This is a genomic window from Methylobacterium litchii, from assembly GCF_038442315.1.
GTDB classification, from domain to species: Bacteria; Pseudomonadota; Alphaproteobacteria; order Rhizobiales; family Beijerinckiaceae; genus Methylobacterium; species Methylobacterium litchii.
On the sequence record NZ_JBBXMY010000014.1, the window covers coordinates 84961 to 102075 of the forward strand.

11 protein-coding genes are annotated in these 17115 nt (G+C 68.8%); 6 read left to right on the forward strand and 5 right to left on the reverse strand.

Going from position 1 to position 17115, the window contains the following annotated elements; genetic code table 11:
• Positions 1-22 precede the first annotated feature (22 nt).
• The 3 genes from AAHF99_RS21300 to rlmN all read left to right on the forward strand — a co-directional run bounded on the left by AAHF99_RS21300 (position 23) and on the right by rlmN (position 2346).
• On the forward strand, positions 23-529 hold the full coding sequence (locus AAHF99_RS21300) for a DUF29 domain-containing protein (protein WP_342166467.1): 507 nt from the start codon (positions 23-25) through the stop codon (positions 527-529).
• Between the two features lie 30 nt (positions 530-559).
• Positions 560-898, forward strand: coding sequence for a Grx4 family monothiol glutaredoxin (gene grxD / locus AAHF99_RS21305; protein WP_243996921.1), 339 nt, complete (start codon positions 560-562; stop codon positions 896-898).
• 170 nt (positions 899-1068) lie between these two features.
• On the forward strand, positions 1069-2346 hold the full coding sequence (rlmN, locus tag AAHF99_RS21310) for a dual-specificity RNA methyltransferase RlmN (RefSeq protein ID WP_342166468.1): 1278 nt from the start codon (positions 1069-1071) through the stop codon (positions 2344-2346).
• A 6-nt stretch (positions 2347-2352) separates the two neighbouring features.
• On the opposite strand, the gene AAHF99_RS21315 is transcribed toward rlmN, so the two are convergent.
• Together AAHF99_RS21315 and AAHF99_RS21320 are read right to left on the reverse strand one after the other, a co-directional pair.
• Complete coding sequence (locus AAHF99_RS21315) at positions 2353-2697, reverse strand: hypothetical protein (protein WP_342166469.1); 345 nt, start codon at positions 2695-2697, stop codon at positions 2353-2355.
• Positions 2698-2773: 76 nt separating this feature from the next.
• Positions 2774-5236: a glycogen/starch/alpha-glucan phosphorylase gene (locus AAHF99_RS21320; protein WP_342166470.1), complete on the reverse strand. Its 2463-nt coding sequence runs from the start codon at positions 5234-5236 to the stop codon at positions 2774-2776.
• Positions 5237-5799: 563 nt separating this feature from the next.
• On the opposite strand from AAHF99_RS21320, the gene glgA reads away from it, so the two are divergent.
• From glgA to AAHF99_RS21335, 3 genes are all read left to right on the forward strand, one after another.
• The gene (gene glgA / locus AAHF99_RS21325; protein ID WP_342166471.1) at positions 5800-7278 is read left to right on the forward strand and encodes a glycogen synthase GlgA; all 1479 of its coding nucleotides are present in this window, start codon (positions 5800-5802) and stop codon (positions 7276-7278) included.
• A gap of 74 nt (positions 7279-7352) precedes the next feature.
• On the forward strand, positions 7353-7604 hold the full coding sequence (locus AAHF99_RS21330; RefSeq protein ID WP_342166472.1) for a type II toxin-antitoxin system prevent-host-death family antitoxin: 252 nt from the start codon (positions 7353-7355) through the stop codon (positions 7602-7604).
• 15 nt (positions 7605-7619) lie between these two features.
• On the forward strand, positions 7620-8048 hold the full coding sequence (locus AAHF99_RS21335) for a hypothetical protein (RefSeq protein ID WP_342166473.1): 429 nt from the start codon (positions 7620-7622) through the stop codon (positions 8046-8048).
• Between the two features lie 7 nt (positions 8049-8055).
• Here AAHF99_RS21335 and glgB read toward each other — a convergent pair whose 3' ends face one another.
• The 3 genes from glgB to AAHF99_RS21350 all read right to left on the reverse strand — a co-directional run bounded on the left by glgB (position 8056) and on the right by AAHF99_RS21350 (position 17079).
• Positions 8056-10332, reverse strand: a complete 2277-nt coding sequence (gene glgB / locus AAHF99_RS21340) for a 1,4-alpha-glucan branching protein GlgB (protein ID WP_342166474.1) — start codon at positions 10330-10332, stop codon at positions 8056-8058.
• Positions 10329-13601, reverse strand: coding sequence for a maltose alpha-D-glucosyltransferase (treS, locus tag AAHF99_RS21345; RefSeq protein WP_342166475.1), 3273 nt, complete (start codon positions 13599-13601; stop codon positions 10329-10331). The genes glgB and treS overlap by 4 nt, the downstream gene beginning before the upstream one ends.
• A 97-nt stretch (positions 13602-13698) precedes the next feature.
• Complete coding sequence (locus tag AAHF99_RS21350) at positions 13699-17079, reverse strand: maltotransferase domain-containing protein (RefSeq protein WP_342166476.1); 3381 nt, start codon at positions 17077-17079, stop codon at positions 13699-13701.
• Positions 17080-17115 lie beyond the last annotated feature (36 nt).

The following is a 17115-nucleotide window of genomic DNA, read 5'->3' on the forward strand; positions in this document are numbered from 1 at the left end:
ATCTCCCGCGGAGGCGCTGCCGATGGACCAGCCGACCCTCTACGACGACGATATCGTGACCTGGGCCGACGAGCAGGTCGCGGCCCTGCGCGCCCTCGCCGCCCGGAGCGACCTGTCGAACGCGGTCGATTGGGAGAACGTGATCGAGGAGATCGAGAGCGTGGGGCGGTCCGATATAGAGCGAGTGGAAAGCGCCCTTGCTCAAATGCTGATTCACATCCTGAAATATGCCTCGGCACCGTCGGCGCAATCCACCCGCTCGTGGCGAACCGAAGTCCTCTTGCACCACGCGGCCGCCGAGAAGACGTATCGCCGTTCGATGCGCCAGCGGATCGACTGGGATCGCCTCTGGACGCGTTCCATCAGGCTCGCCCGGGCGGCGCTCGATGAGTTCGGGGATTCCCTCATCGCCAACCTACCCGATCGACTGCCGTTCACTCCCGAAGAACTGACGGCACCCGACTTCGACATGGATCGTGGCCTCGAACGCCTCGCCGCCGTGTTGAAATCCCCGCCCGACCGTCACTAGATCACGGATACGGAAACCAAGGACTCTTCGATGACCGACGCCAACACGACCATCCAGAACGAGATCGCCTCCCAGGACGTGGTGGTGTTCATGAAGGGCACGCCGCAGATGCCGCAATGCGGTTTCTCGGGGCAGGTGGTGCAGATCCTCAATTACCTCGGCGTGCCGTTCAAGGGCGTGAACGTCCTGGCCGACCAGGGCATCCGCGAGGGCATCAAGGCCTTCTCCAACTGGCCGACCATCCCGCAGATCTACGTGAAGGGCGAGTTCGTCGGCGGCTGCGACATCACCCGCGAGATGTTCCAGTCCGGCGAGCTGCAGACCTTCCTGTCCGAGAAGGGCATCCCGGTGAAGACCGCCGCCGCGTGAGCCGAAGCCGGGCGCCTATGCGCCCAGCATCATCCTTTTCGTCATTGCGAGCGTAAGCGAAGCAATGACGGGATTGATCCGGGATGCCGGGGGCGCATAGCCCCCAAGGTCGCATCCGCTCGCGAGATCGACTATATGAACTCCCTTCACACGAAGGGATGTGCATCACCATGGCGACGCCGTCGCTCGACAGCGCCCGCGCGGCCACTTTCTCCGCGATCGAGAAGACCCCCGAGTTCCGGCCCGAGGCCCTGCCCGGCCGGAAGCTCTCCCTCGTCGGTCTCACCCGCGACGCCTTGAAGGCCCGCCTCATCGAGGCCGGCGTGCCCGAGCGCGAGAGCCGGATGCGGTCCGGCCAGATCTGGCACTGGGTCAACCTGCGCGGCGCGCAGGACTTCGCCGAGATGACCAATGTCGGCAAGGGCCTGAAGGCTGAACTCGCCCAGCACTTCACCCTGGAGCGGCCCGAGGTCGTCACCCGGCAGGTCTCCCGCGACGGGACCCGCAAATGGCTCATCCGCATGGCGCCGACCAACGCGCAGGAGCACAATCGCGGCGCCGAGATCGAGTGCGTCTACATCCCCGGCCCGGATCGCGGCACCCTGTGCGTGTCGAGTCAGGTCGGCTGCACCCTCACCTGCTCGTTCTGCCACACCGGCACCCAGCGCCTCGTGCGCAACCTCTCCTCGGCCGAGATCGTCCAGCAGCTCGTCGTCGCCCGCGACGAACTCGGCGACTGGACCGGCCAGATGCCGAGCCGCGACGCCGGGGGTGCCGGCGAGGTCGGCCGCCTCGTCACGAACATCGTGTTCATGGGCATGGGCGAGCCACTGTACAACTTCGACGCGGTGGTCGATGCGGTCGGCGTGATGTCGGACCAGGAGGGCCTCGGCCTGTCCCGGCGGCGCATCACCGTCTCGACCTCCGGCGTGGTGCCGCAGATCCCCCGCCTCGGGGCCGAGGCGAACGCGATGCTCGCGATCTCCCTCCACGCCGTGCGCGACGACCTGCGCGACGAGCTGGTGCCGCTGAACCGCAAGTACCCAATCCGCGACCTGCTCGCCGCCTGCCGCGCCTATCCGGGCCTCAACAACGCCCGGCGCATCACCTTCGAGTACGTGATGCTGAAGGGCGTCAACGATTCCGATGCGGATGCGCGGGAACTGGTGCGGCTGCTCAAGGGCATCCCGGCCAAGATCAACCTGATCCCGTTCAACCCCTGGCCCGGCAGCCGCTACGAATGCTCCGACTGGGAGCGCATCGAGCGCTTCTCGGAGATCGTGTTCAACGCCGGCTACGCCTCGCCGGTGCGCACGCCGCGCGGGCGGGACATTCTGGCCGCCTGCGGCCAGCTCAAGAGCGAGACCGAGAAGCTGCGCGCCCGCGCCCGGATGATGATGGAGGACGGCATCGCCGAGGGCCTCTATCTCGGCTCCGACGAGGACTAGGCCCCGTCAGCCGGCCTTCGGGCGCGGGGCGAGGGCGGTGAGCGCGCTGGCCGCGAGCCAGCCGGCGACGCCGCTCGCGGCCTTCACCAGGAAGTCGGCGACCCGGCCGTGGCGGGTGGCCGACAGGTTCTGCCCGGCTTCGAGCAGGCCCGCCGCGACGACGACGAAAACGAGGATCGCGAGGCGCTGGCGCGGATAGGCCAACGCCGCCAGCGTGCCGAAGGCCGCGTAGGCCAAGGCGCGCTCGACGGTGGCCGGGCCGACCTCCGGCCGCAGCCCGATGGGCGAGAGAGTGACGAAGGCCAGAAGGCCGAGCATGCCCCAGAAGGCCAGCCGGAACACGGTACGCATCACTGTCCTTCCACGCCGACGATGCCGGGGCGTCGCCCCGGCACCCCACCCAAGGGCTTGCCCTTGGGAATCCCCCTCAATCCAGGCGGACGCGCCAGATCTCCTGGGCGTATTCGCGCATCGACCGGTCGGAGGAGAACCACGCCATCCGGGCGGTGTTGTGGATCGCCTTGGCCCACCACGTCGCCGGGTCGCCCCAGGCGGCGTCGATGGCGCGCTGGGTCCGCCAGTAATCGTCGAAGTCGGCGGTCAGCAGGTAGGGGTCGCGGTGGCGCAGGTCGTCGGTGAGCGGGCGGAAGCGGCCCGGCTCCTCCGGCGAGAACCGGCCGGAGGCGATCATGTCCAGCGCCGCCGCGAGGCGCGGGGAGGCCGCGATCGCCGCCCGCGCATAGCCCGGCACCGCCTTGCGGGCGATCACCCCGGCCGCGTCGAGGCCGAAGATGAAGATGTTCTCCGCGCCGACGTGATCCTTGATCTCGATGTTGGCGCCGTCCAGCGTGCCGACCGTCAGCGCGCCGTTCAGGGCGAACTTCATGTTGCCGGTGCCCGACGCTTCGAGGCCCGCCGTGGAGATCTGCTCCGACAGGTCGGCCGCCGGGATGATCGCCTCCGCGAGACTCACCGAGTAGTTCGGCAGGAACACCACCTTGAGGCGGCCCGCCACCTCCGGGTCGTCGTTGACCGCCCGCGCCACGTCGGCGGCGAGCTTGATGATCAGCTTCGCCTGGACGTAGCTCGGCGCCGCCTTGCCGGCGAAGATCTTGACGCGCGGCGTCCAGTTCCGGTGCGGCTCGGCCTTGATCGCCTGATACAGCGCCACCGTCTCCAGGACGTTGAGCAATTGGCGCTTGTATTCGTGGATGCGCTTCACCTGCACGTCGAAGAGCGCGTCGGGGTCGATGTCGATCCCGGTGCGGTCGGCAACGATGGACGCCAGCGCCTCCTTGCGCTCGCGGCGCACGGCCCGGTAGCGCGCGACGAAGCCGGCATCCTGCGCGAACCGGTCGAGGCCGGTGAGCAGTTCGGGATTGTCGAGGACGCCCTCACCCACCGCCTCGACGGCGAGCTTCGTGAGGCCGGGATTGGCCGTGTGCAGCCAGCGGCGGAAGGTGATGCCGTTGGTCTTGTTGACGATCTTGTCCGAATCGAGCGCGTGCAGATCGGAGAAGACGGTGGAGCGCATCAGGTCGGTGTGGAGCGCCGAGACGCCGTTCACCCGGCGCGCGCCGTGGAAGGCGAGGTGGCCCATCCGCACCCGCCGGCCATTCGCCTCGTCGATCAGCGAGACCGAGGCGAGGTGGGCGGCATCGCCCTTGCCCGACTGGCCCTGCTCCTCAAGGTGCATCCAGTTGATCAGGTAGATGATCTGCATGTGGCGCGGCAGCAGCCGCTCCATCAGCTCCACCGGCCACGTCTCAAGCGCCTCCGGCAGGAGGGTGTGGTTCGTGTAGTGCAGCGTGTTGGTGGTGACGTGCCACGCATCCTCCCACGAGAGGCCGTGGTCGTCGGTGAGGAGGCGCATCAGCTCCGGCACGGCGATGGCCGGGTGGGTGTCGTTGAGCTGGATCGCGGCGTGGTCCGGCAGCGAGCGCAGGTCGCCGCGCTCGGCCTTGTGCCGGGCCACGAGGTCCTGCAGCGAGGCCGAGGTGAAGAAGTATTCCTGGCGCAGGCGCAGTTCCTGCCCCTCGGCGGAGGCGTCGCTCGGGTAGAGGACGCGGGAGATCGCCTCGGCGCTCATCCGCTGGGAGAGGGCGCCGACATGGTCGCCGCCGTTGAACCGGGCGAGGTCGAGGGGCGCCTCGGATTCGGCCTTCCACAGGCGCAGGCTGTTCACCTGCCGCCCGCGCCAGCCGACCACCGGCACGTCGTGGGCCACGGCCAGCACGGTCTCGGCCGGCTGCCAGCGCCGCTCGATCCCCTCGCCCGCGAGCGACATGGTCACGCCGCCGCCGAAGCCGATCCGGTAGGTCGCGTCGCGGCGGGCGAACTCCCAGGGGTTGCCCTCGGCAAGCCACGTCTCCGGCGCCTCCTGCTGCCAGCCGTCCTTGAAGGACTGGCGGAACAGGCCGTGATCGTAGCGGATGCCGTAGCCCATGGCGGGGATCGACAGGCTCGCCATGCTCTCCATGAAGCAGGCCGCCAGACGCCCGAGGCCGCCATTGCCCAAGGCCGCGTCGGGCTCGGCGTCCTGCACGGCATCGAGGTCGATGCCCAGTTCGGCCAGCGCCTCGCGCACGGTCTCGGTGAGGCCGAGATTGTTCAGCGCGTCCGACATCAGACGGCCGATGAGGAATTCCAGCGAGAGATAATAGACGCGCTTGTGCGGGATCTTGCCCGCGTTCGGCAGGCCGGCCTCCGCGATCCGGTCGCGCAGGGCGAGCGCCGTCGCCACGAACCAGTCGCGCGGACGGGCATTCTCCGGCGTCGTGCCGATGACGATGCCGAGCTTGGCCCGGATCGCCTCCCGCAGGTCGACCACGGGATCGCCGATTCCGGCCAGGACCGGACGCACCTTCGCCGGGATGACGGCCGCCTTCACGGAGTCGCGTCCGGTCTCGGACGGGGCACTGGGCGAAGCGGCACGCGTCTGAACTTCGGTGAGCACAGTCGAACCCCCAATAACGTCGGCGGATTATGTTCTGTTCCAGATTGCCGCCGCATGAACGGGCCGGCATCCGGGCCCGATCGCACCGATCCTGTGGACGGTCTCGGGCAAAGTCGAGGCAACACCTTGTGACGCCGCTCTTTTCGGCATCGGCGCCTCGACGATGTGTCTTTATAGGCACAGTGACTTGGCGATCAAGGGCAGACCCCTGGACGGCCCTGCACAAAAGACTAGCAAGCCCGGCCCGACTGCTTTTCACAGCGCGAGCGTGATTTTTATTGTCGCACTGCAACCATCAATAACGCGCCCTTAACCGAAAAAGTGGCCTCGTTTGTGCGTCGCAGCGGAACCGTCGCGCACAGGGAGCGTTAGGCGTGGTTGAGATCGCGGCAGTTCCGTTTGACCCGGTCTTTGCGCATCCGGGGCATCTCTCCCGGGCTGGAAGACCGCCCATGCTTCACGTGCACCGCTCCGGACTGACCGCGCGGAAGTCCGATATGTGCACGTACAAGCCCCTGCCCTCTGCGATTCCGATGGGCCGGCGCATCCTCTACGCCACCCCGGAAATGGCCGATTTCGTGAAGACCGGCGGCCTCGGCGAGGTCTCGGCCGCCCTGCCCCGGGCGTTGCGGGCGCATTACGACGTCCGCGTCCTGATGCCCGGCTACCCGCAGGTGCGCGCGGCCTTCCCGGACATGCCGGTGGTGGCCCGCCTCGAAGGTCTCGCCGGCATCCCCCCCTGCGACCTCGGCCTCGCCGAGACGGCCGACGGCCTGCGCGTCTACGTGCTGATCGCGCCGGAGCTCTACGAGCGTCCGGGCACGCCCTACGGCGACGCCTCGGGCGACTTCGCGGACAACGACGTGCGCTTCGCCCGCCTCAGCCTCGCGGCGGCGGACCTCGCGCTGGGTGTCGATGCCGGCTGGGCGGCGGACCTCCTGCACCTGCACGATTGGCAGGCCGCCCTGGCCCCGGCCTATCTCGCTTGGCGTGGCGTGCGGCTGCCGAGCGTGCTGACCGTGCACAACCTCGCCTACCAGGGCCTCTTCCCCCGCGACGGGATGCACCGGATCGGCGTGCCGGATTCGGCCTTCCAGATGGATGGCTGCGAGTTCTACGGGCAGCTCTCGTTCCTGAAGGCGGGGCTCTACTACGCCTCGCAGGTCACGACGGTGAGCGAGACCTACGCCCGCGAGATCCAGACGCCGGAGATGGGCTGCGGCCTCGACGGCCTGCTGCGGGTGCGCGCCGGCCAGGGGCGCCTCGCGGGCATCCTGAACGGCATCGACGAATCCTGGGACCCGCGTACCGACCCGCACCTCGCCCTGCCCTTCGAGGCGGACGACTGGAAGGGCAAGCGCGCCAACGCCGATGTGGTCCGAAAGGATTTCGGCATGGCGGTCTCGCGCGGGCCGCTCTTCGCCATCGTCTCGCGGCTGGTGCACCAGAAGGGCATCGACCTCAGCCTGGAGGCGGCCCAGACCATCGTCGCCGAGGGCGGCCAGCTCGTGGTGATCGGCCAGGGCGAGGGCCGGTTCGAGGGAGCGCTCCGCGGCCTCACCAAGCGGCATCCCGAGCAGGTCGGCGTGCATGTCGGCTTCGACGAGGGGCAGGCCCGGCGGATCTTCGCGGGCAGCGACTTCCTGCTGATGCCCTCGCGCTTCGAGCCCTGCGGCCTCGCGCAGATGTACGCCCAGCGCTACGGCTCCCTGCCGATCGTGCGGCAGACCGGCGGCCTCGCCGACACGGTCGAGGACGGCGCCACGGGCTTCTCCTTCTCGGACCCCTCGCCCAGCGGGCTGACCGGCGCGGTGCGCCGGGCGCTCGACGTCTTCGGCCAGAAGAAGCGCCTCAACACCATGCGCCGCCGGGCCATGGCGACCCGCTTCGGCTGGGACCGCGCGGCCGACAACTACGCGGACCTCTACGCCAGGGCGATCGGCAACAGCGTCGCCCTGCGGTGGAGCACGGTCTAAGGCCCTTGTTCCGTCCGGCCAAATCCGTAAATTACGGATAACACGCGCCGGACGGCGCGGCCGGGCCCTCCGCCATGAACCTGTTCGCGACCCTCGACACCGACGCGACGGATTTCGCCAAGCGCAACGGCTTCTTCCAGGACGAGGCCATCCGCAAGCCGATCGTCGTCAGCAAGCATGGCCGGCCGAAGACCGTGCTGATCGCCTACGACGAATTTGTCCGGCTGCGCGAGCGCGACCGGCAGGTCTACACCTTGGATGACCTGCCGGAGGATGTCGCCCAGGCGATCCTCGATGCCACCGTTCCCGAGGAGCTGAAGGACTAGCCGGGCGTCCCGACCATGGTCCGGCAGGACTTACCCGGCGCAGGCACGGTCATCCGCTACGCCTACCTCTGGTCGCACGAGGCCAAGCTCGGCCGTACGGAGGGCAGCAAGGACCGGCCGGCGGCTCTGGTGATCGCCAAACGTGCCGAGGAGGGGCAGTGCGTGGTCGTCCCGATCACCCACCGCGAGCCGGAAGCACCATCCATTGGGATCGAGGTTCCACCCGAACTCCGCACGCGGCTCGGCCTCGACGGCGAACGCCAATGGGTCGTGCTGACCGACGTCAACACGTTCCAGTGGCCCGGTCCCGATCTGCGCGAGGTTCCCGGCCGCGATCCGGCGACCTTCGTCTACGGGACGCTGACGAGGGCCTTCTTCCGCGATGTGCTGGCGCACATGCAGACCTTGATCAGGGCCCGGCGTGTGACCACGACCGGGCGCTGACCGAGGTTCACCCCTCTCTCACGAGGATCACCGTCGCAAGCGGCGGGATCGTCAGGCTGAGCGAGTGCTGCTGGCCGTGGCTGGCTTGCGCCTCCGCCGCGCGGCCGCCGCCGTTGCCCATGTTCGAGCCGCCATACTGCGCGGCGTCCGAGTTGAACGCCTCGCGGTAATGGCCCCCCGCCGGCACGCCGACGCGGTAGCCCTCGCGCGGGATCGGCGTGAAGTTCGAGACCACGATGGCGATCTCGCCGCCCGCACCCTTGCGCGCCCAGGCGATGACGCTGTTGTCCTGGTCGTCCGCCACGAGCCACTGGAAGCCGGCCTGCTCCGAGTCGCGGCTGTGGAGGGCCGGCGTCGCGGCGTAGAGGTGGTTGAGGTCGCGCACCACGTCCTTGACGCCCTTGTGCAGGGGGTCGTCGAGCAGATGCCAGTCCAGGCTGGCATCGTGGTTCCACTCCCGCTCCTGGCCGAACTCGCCGCCCATGAAGAGCAGCTTCTTGCCGGGATGCCCCCACATGAAGCCGAAATAGGCGCGCAGGTTCGCGAACTTCTGCCAGCGGTCGCCCGGCATCCGGGACAGGAGCGAGCCCTTCCCGTGCACCACCTCGTCGTGGGACAGGGGCAGGATGAAGTTCTCGGAGAAGGCGTAGAGCAGCCCGAAAGTCAGGTTGTGGTGGTGGTAGCGGCGATGGATCGGGTCTTCCTGCATGTAATGCAGGGTGTCGTGCATCCAGCCCATGTTCCACTTGAAGCCGAAGCCGAGGCCGCCCGTGTAGGTCGGGTGCGAGACGCCCGGCCAGGAGGTCGATTCCTCGGCCACCGTGATCGTGCCGGGGGCGTGGCTGTAGGTGGCTTCGTTGGTCTTGCGCAGGAAGTCGATGGCCTCGAGGTTCTCGTTGCCGCCGTAGCGGTTCGGGATCCACTCGCCCTGGCGGCGCGAGTAGTCGAGGTAGAGCATCGAGGCGACGGCATCCACGCGCAGGCCGTCGAGGTGGTAATGCTCCAGCCAGAACCGGGCGTTGGCGGTGAGGAAGGTCGCGACCTCGGTCCGCCCGAAATTGTAGATGTAGGTGCCCCAATCCTGGTGGAAGCCCTGGCGCGGGTCGGCGTGCTCGTAGAGATGCGTGCCGTCGAACTGGCCGAGCCCGTGGGCGTCCAGGGGGAAGTGACCGGGCACCCAATCGAGCATCACGCCGATGCCGGCCTCGTGGGCGGCATCCACGAAGGCCGAGAACTCGTCCGGCGTGCCGAAGCGGCTGGTCGGCGCGAACAGCGACACCGGCTGGTAGCCCCAGGACCCGTCGAACGGGAACTCGGTGATCGGCAGCATCTCGATATGGGTGAAGCCCATCTCCTTGACGTAGGGGATGAGGCGCTCGCCCAGTTCCTTGTAGGTGAGGTAGCGGTTGCCCTCCTCCGGCACCCGCATCCACGAGCCGAGATGGACCTCGTAGATCGAGATCGCGGCGTGGCGCGGATCCTTGGCGCCGCGGCTGCCCATCCAGCCGTCGTCCCGCCAGTCGAAGGCCCCGAGGCCGTGCAGGATCGAGCCGGTGGCCGGCGGATGCTCGGCGGCGAAGGCGACCGGATCGGCCTTGAGCGGCACCAGGGCACCGTCCGGCCCCCGGATCTCGAACTTGTAGCGCCCGCCGGGCTGGAGGCCGGGGACGAACAGCTCCCACACCCCGCCATCCTGCCAGAGGCGCATCGGGTGGCGGCGGCCGTCCCACTCGTTGAAGTCGCCGACGACGCTGACCTTCTTGGCGTTCGGCGCCCAGACGGCGAAGCGGAACCCGTCGATCCCATCGAGGCGACCGGCCTGGGCGCCGAGGATGCGGTAGACGAGATTGGTGCCGACCTCGCGCAGGCCGGCGACGTCGTATTGCTCGATGGACGAGCCGAACCCGTAGGGGTCGAAGCGGCGGCTCGTCCTTCCGTCCCAGGCCTCGATCTCGATCTCGTAGAGGGGCCGCCCCTCGCCCTCGACGCGGGCGACGAAGAAACCGTCATTGTGGCGCTTCTCGAAGGGCACGGTGCGCTCGCCGACGATCAGGCTCGCGGCGCGGGCCTCCGGCAGCACGGCGCGGACTTCCCAATGGTTCGGGCCGACCTTGTGCGGCCCGAGCACGGAGAAGGGATCGCCGTGGCTGGCGCCCATGATCGCGGCGATCGCATCCGCGTGGACGGTCGGGATCGTCGGGGACGCGGCACGCTCGGAGCCAGCGGGCGAGCCGGAAGCTCCCTCTCCGGCCCGTAGCGCGAAGGTCTCGTCGGTCACCGTCATTCGGTACGCTCTCCGTCCTCGTCCAGAATGGACAGAACCCCACGTGCGGGAATTTCGATCCAGTCCGGGCGGTTGTTGGCCTCGTAATCGACCTCGTACAGCGCCTTCGTGAGAAGGCAGAGCCGCAGGAGGCGGTCACGGGTGGGCTCGTCGGTCACGGCGGCCCGGGTGCCGTCCACGGCCCCCTGGTAGCCGTCGAGGAACGCCGCATCGATCATGCCACGCCACGCCGTGGCCGCCGCGCGGGCGCGCTCCTGCGAATCCGCGAAGCGGCTCGCGATCTCGCGGATCACCGTCTCGGCGCCGTAGGCGAAGGAGCGCATCATCCCGGCGACGTCGCGCAGCGGCATGGACTTCGCCCGCCGCTCGTCCGCCGGCCGCGAGGGCTCGCCCTCGAAGTCGACGATGATGAGATCGTTCTCGGCGACCAGCACCTGACCGAGGTGGTAATCGCCGTGGATGCGGATCTTGTGCGCCCCGCGCAGCGGGCCATGGGTCAGGCGCTCGATCAGCGCCTCGACCTCGGCCCGGCGGCCGAGGAGGTCGGCGCAGGCGTCCTTGCCGGCATCGAGGCCGCGCTCCGCGAGGCCCTTCAGACCCCGGAAGGCACGCTCGGCCTGATGGCGGGCGTCCCTGGCGAGGATCGCGAGGTCGTCCTCCTCGAAGGCTTCCGCCGCGAAGGCCGGGTCGTCGGTCTCCATGGCGAAGGCGGCGTGCATCTGCGCCGTGCGCTGGCCCAGCAGGTCGGCCCAGCGCATGTGGTCGCGGAACGCCTCCTGCGGGCTCAGGGCCTCGCTCTCGGGGGCGAGCACCACGGTCTCGAAGTCCCGGCGCAGGCCCTCCAGCATCAGGGTCCACGCGTCGCCCTGGTTGAGGACGAACTTCTGCAGCACGGCGAGCGCGGTGCGGGTGCCGTCCTCGGCGACGTGCTCCAGCGTGCCCAGCAGCGCCGGGGTGTGGGGGAAGCCCGCCACCTCGGTGAGGAAGCGCCCGACCTCGATCTCGGGATGGGTGCCCGGCTGGAGCCGGCGCAGGAGCTTGAGCATCAGCTTCGAGCCCACCGCGATCGAGGTGTTGCTCTGCTCGGCCTTGAGGCGGCGGATGTCAGCGACGTCCACGCTCACGCCCGGATCGAAGGCCGAGGTGGTGGCGAAGACGAGCTTGCCGCGCTCGGTCGGGATCTCCCGGTGCTGGCGCATGTCCTCGATGAGGCAGGCGGCGAAATCGTTGGAGCCCGCCGCCCCGAAGAGCAGGCCGGTGCGCGGCCCGCGCCGCACCCGCGCCACGGCGAATTCCATCAGGTCCGCGTCCTCGCGGCCCTCATCGACGCCCACCGGCACGAAGTACTCGTGGGTCTCGCCGTTGGAGAGCGAGACGGCCAGGCGCGGCAGCAGGTAGCGCGGCTCGCCGCCCTCGCGGGGGCCGAAGGCCGCGCAATCGACCACCTTCACGCCCTTGATCCGCGAGCCCTTGGCCCCGAACCAGCGGCGGCTCATCAGGAAGGGCGGCACCACGGTGCGCTCGAAGGCGACGCGCTCGCGTCCCGCCATCAGGCTCTCGATGCCCCCGGTGAGGACCATCGTGAACAGCTCCGGCGGCTCCTGCTGCGGGCCGACCACGCCCGATTGGGCGGCCGACAGGGAGAACCAGTAGAAGCCGTAGGCCGGCAGGGTGAGGAGGTAGGGCAACTCGCCGATGGGCGGGAACTCGGTGCCGCCGGTCAGCTCGATCGGCACCGCCGTGCGAAATTCGGAGAGGTCGAGTTGCACCGCCTGCGGCGCCCGCGACAGGTTCGCCACGCACAGGATGCGCTCGCCCTCGTGCTCGCGGATCCAGGCGAGCACCTTGCGGTTCGAGGGGTAGAGGAACTGGATCGAGCCCCGCCCCAGGGCGACGCTGTTGTTGCGGATGGCGATCATCCGCCGCGTCCAGTTCAGGAGGCTGGTCTGCGCCTGGGTCTGCGCCTCGACGTTGATCGCGTCGAAGCCGTAGATCGGGTCCTGGATCGCCGGCAGGAACAGCCGCTGCGGGTTGGCACGCGAGAAACCGCCGTTGCGGTCGGGCGTCCACTGCATCGGCGTGCGCACGCCGTCGCGGTCGCCGAGATAGATGTTGTCGCCCATGCCGATCTCGTCGCCGTAGTAGAGCACCGGCGTGCCGGGCATCGACAGGACGAGGGACTTCATGAGTTCGATCTTGCGCCGGTCGTTCTCGAGCAGCGGCGCGAGGCGGCGGCGGATGCCGAGGTTGATCCGCGCGCGGCGCTCGGCGGCGTAGAACGACCAGAGGTAGTCACGCTCCTCGGCGGTCACCATTTCGAGGGTCAGCTCGTCGTGGTTGCGCAGGAAGATCGCCCACTGGCACCCTTCCGGGATCTCCGGGGTCTGGCGCATGATGTCGGTGATCGGGTGCCGGTCCTCGCGGGCGATCGCCATGTACATGCGCGGCATCAGCGGGAAGTGGAACGCCATGTGGCATTCGTCGCCGTCGCCGAAATACTGCGCGGTCTCCTCCGGCCACTGGTTGGCCTCGGCCAGCAGCATCCGGTCGGGGTAGCTCTCGTCGAGGGCGGCCCGGATCGCCTTGATGACGTCGTGGGTCTCCTTGAGGTTCTCGCAGTTCGTGCCGTCGCGCTCGATCAGGTAGGGGATCGCGTCGAGGCGCAGGCCGTCGACACCCATGTCGAGCCAGTAGCGCATCGTCGCGATGACCGCTTCGAGCACCTTCGGGTTGTCGAAGTTCAGGTCGGGCTGGTGGCTGTAGAAGCGGTGCCAGAAATACTGCTTGGCGACCGGGTCCCAGGTCCAGTTCGAGGCCTCGGTGTCGAGGAAGATGATCCGCGTGTCCTTGTACGGCTCGTCGGTGTCCGACCAGACGTAGAAGTCCCGCTCCGGCGAACCGGCCGGCGCCTCGCGGGCGGCCTGGAACCAGGGGTGCTGGTCCGAGGTGTGGTTGATGACCAATTCGGTGATCACGCGCAGGCCGCGCTCGTGGGCGGCCTCCACGAAGGCACGGAACTGCTCCATCGTCCCGTAGGACGGGTTGATGCCCTCGTAATCGGCGATGTCGTAGCCGTCGTCGCGGAGCGGCGAGGGGTAGAACGGCATCAGCCAGATCGCCGTGACGCCGAGGTCTCGGACGTAGTCGAGGCGCTGGGTCAGCCCCTCGAAATCGCCGATCCCGTCATTGTTCGAGTCGAAGAACGACTTGACGTGGATCTGGTAGATGATGGCGTCCCGGTACCATTGCGGATCGCTGCGATCGATCATCGCGTCGCTGCCTCATCGATGAAGTCGAAGGAGCCGGCCAGGAGTTGGCCGGCGGCCGGGCGGCCTTCGTAGAAAGCCGCAGGTGCCACGGGCAGCCTCAGCCCGCAACCCGGCGTGGTGGGGTGAGACGCCAGATCACGCAGGAGCGTTCCGCCGGATCGAGGGCGATGCGGTGCCCCTTGCCCCGGAGCGAGAACGTGTAGCCCTGCAGCAGGTCTTCGACCTCGACCGCCCCGTCGTCGGGCAGGCCGAAGAGCCAGAGGGGCACCTCGTAGCTGCATTCCTGGCGGTTCTTGGGATCGAGGTTGACCATCACGAACACGCAATTGTCGCCCTCCGGCGTCGTCTTGGCGTAGGCGACGATGTTCTCGTTCCAGGCCGGCGTGAACACGACGTTGCGGAAGTCCCAGAGGGCGGGGTTGTCGCGCCGGATCCGGTTGAGCTTGACGATGTGCTCCCGGATGTTGCCCGGCCGATCGTAATCCCAGGCCTTCAGCTCGTACTTCTCCGAGTTCAGATATTCTTCCTTGCCGGGATAGGGCGCGGCCTCGCACAGCTCGAAACCGTTATAGATCCCGTAGACGGAGGAGAGCGTCGCGGCGAGCGTCGCTCGCACCACGAAGCCCGCGCGCCCGCTGGTCTGGAGGTAGTAGGGATTGATATCGGGCGTATTCGCGAAGAAATTCGGACGATAGTACTCGCCCATCTCGCCGGCCAGTTCCGTGCTGTACTCGATCAGCTCGGCCTTGGTGTTGCGCCACGTGAAGTAGGTGTAGCTCTGCTGGTAGCCGGCCTTGGCGAGCTTCTTCATCATCTTCGGCCGGGTGAAGGCCTCCGCGAGGAAGATCGCGTCCGGGAATTGTCCGTTCACCTCGCCGATCACCCATTCCCAGAACGGAATCGGCTTGGTGTGCGGGTTGTCGACGCGGAAGATGCGCACCCCGCGCTGGCACCAGCCGAGCAGGATGTCGCGCAACTCGATCCAGAGGGAGGGCAGGGCCCCGCCGTAGAAATGGACGTTCGAGATGTCCTCGTATTTCTTCGGCGGATTCTCGGCGAATTTCAGCGTCCCGTCCGGGCGCCACTCGAACCATTCCGGGTGGTTCTTGATCCAGGGATGGTCGGGCGAGCATTGGATCGCGAAATCGAGGGCAATCTCCATGCCGTAGGCGTGGCTCGCCGCCACCAGCCGCTCGAAGTCTTCGAGGGTGCCGAGGTCCGGGTGGACGGCCTCGTGGCCGCCCTCCTCCGCGCCGACCGCGTAGACCGAGCCAACATCGCCGGGCAGCGCCTTCAGGGTGTTGTTCTTGCCCTTGCGGTTGGTGCGCCCGACCGGGTGGATCGGCGTGAAATACAGCACGTCGAAGCCGAGTTCGCGGATCTCCGGCAGGCGCGCGATCACGTCGTCGAACGTGCCGTGGCGGTTCACGTCCATCGATTGCGAGCGGGGGAAGATCTCGTACCAGGCCGAGAATCGGGCCGCGAGGCGGTCGGCGATCACCGGGATCGCCACCGGGTAGCGCGAGCGGTTCACCCGCTCGGCATGGGGCCGCACCAGGGCGACGGAATCCGGCTGGAGGATCTTTTCCAGCTGGGCGGCGGACCCGCTTGGCTCGGCGCCGAGCGCCGCGACCAGGGCCGCCAAGCGATCCTTGTCCCGGCCGGTGGCGAGCGAGGCGGCGTTCTCCACGAGGGTCACGCCCTCGATGGTCTCCAGGCGCACGTCGACGCCCGCGTCGCGCTTCTTGATCGTGTCGCGCATCCACGAGGCGAAGGGATCGCGCCACGCGTCGATGGTGAACTCGTAGCGGGCGTTGCGCTCCAGGGGGAAGCGGCCCGCCCAGCGGTCGTTGTCCACGAAGACCATCGGGTCCTCGCGCCACTCCGTCGTGCCGACGACCCGCGACAGGATCGCGGCGGCGATGATCTCGTGGCCGTCGGAGAAGATGTCGGCCTCGACGCGCAGGTCCTCGCCGACGATGCGCTTCACCGCCGAGCGGCCCCCGTCGAGTTCCGGCGTCACCGCCTCGATGACGACGCGCCCCTCGCCCTGGGGCTCCCCCCGGGTGGGCTGGCGGGCGACGCTGGCGCGGCTCGCGGCGAGGATGCGCAGTTCGCCCGGCGCGAGGTCGACATGGCTGCCGCCGTGGAAGGCGATGGGCTCGACGCCCGGCGTGCGGTCCACGAAGGGGCCGAGCATCCCGCCCGTGCGGGCGATGAGCGGCCCGGCCTCCACCGGCACCGGGGCCTCGGTCGGGTTGTAGAGCACCAGCACCGCGTGGCCCGCCGAGGCGTGGTGGCCGGTGTCGTAGCGGACGAGGGCGACGAAGCCCGCATCCGGCGCCGAGAGACGCATCTGCGCCCCCTCGACATTGGCGGCGGGCAACTCGGCCTTGAGGGCGTTGATGGCGCGGATCGCATCCGAGATGTCGATGCCAGTGTCGTGCTCCCGGTCGCCCGGGTGGCTGTCGACCACATGGAGCGACCGGCGGTAGCCCCATTCGTACCCGATCGGCATCAGCACGCCGGCCGAGAAGAAGGCGGCGAGCGCGTAGCGGGTCCGCAACTGCGCGGCGACCGCTTCCTTGCCCCCACCGATCCCGGCGGCGAGGCGGGGCATGTCGTGGTTCTCCGGGAAGGCAATGGAGGGGGCGAGCACCCGCAGGCGCTCGTACTGCTCCAGCGCCCAGGGCTTCTTGAGGTCCCACCACGCGAAGGAATTGAACAGGTAGTCGAAGCCGGCGCCCGCCGTGGCCCGCGCCTCCTCGAAGGTGCAGCCCAGGGTCTCGGCGGCGAACAGGCAGGCGGGATCCTTGTCCTTGGCGGCGGCGATCAGCACGCGCCACACCTCAGGCGGGACCTTGTAGGCGGCATCGCAGCGGAAGCCGCCGACGCCGAGATCCTGCATCCGCGCGACGTAGCCGGCGAAGATCTCCGTCAGCGCCTGCCGGGCGGCGGGGCTGTGATAGTCGAGTTCGGCGAGATCGCCCCAGACGGTGCGGATCGACGGGTCGTCGGGATCCACCGCCGCCGGGTGCATGATCGAGCCGTCGGGCTCGCGCATGAACAGGTCGGGCCGCTCCTGCACGAGGCGGGCGTTGTCGGCGGTGTGGTTGATGACGAGGTCGGTCATCACCGAAATGCCGGCCGCGCGGGCGGCGGCGCAGAACCGGCGGATCTGCTCGTCGTCGGGGGTGCCGTCCGGGTCGCGCAGGCGCTCGTCGAGGCTGTCCGTGTCGGCCACGGCGTAGAGGCTCTTCGAGCCGCCGGTCTGGTGGAACGGGTTCAGGTAGATCCAGTCGAAGCCGAGATCGGCGATGCGCGGCAGCTCGGCGGTCCAGGCCGAGACCCGTCCCACGAGCAGCGGGAACAGGTTGTAGATCCGCGGCCCCTCGGCCCGGGGCGCCAGGGAGGCCGGCAGCGTGCCGGGGGTTCCCGTCGCCTGTGCGGGCGCGGCGGCCTTGGTCGGTGCGTTCATGCGGATGCCTCTTCTGCTGCTCGCTAACGCGTGAGG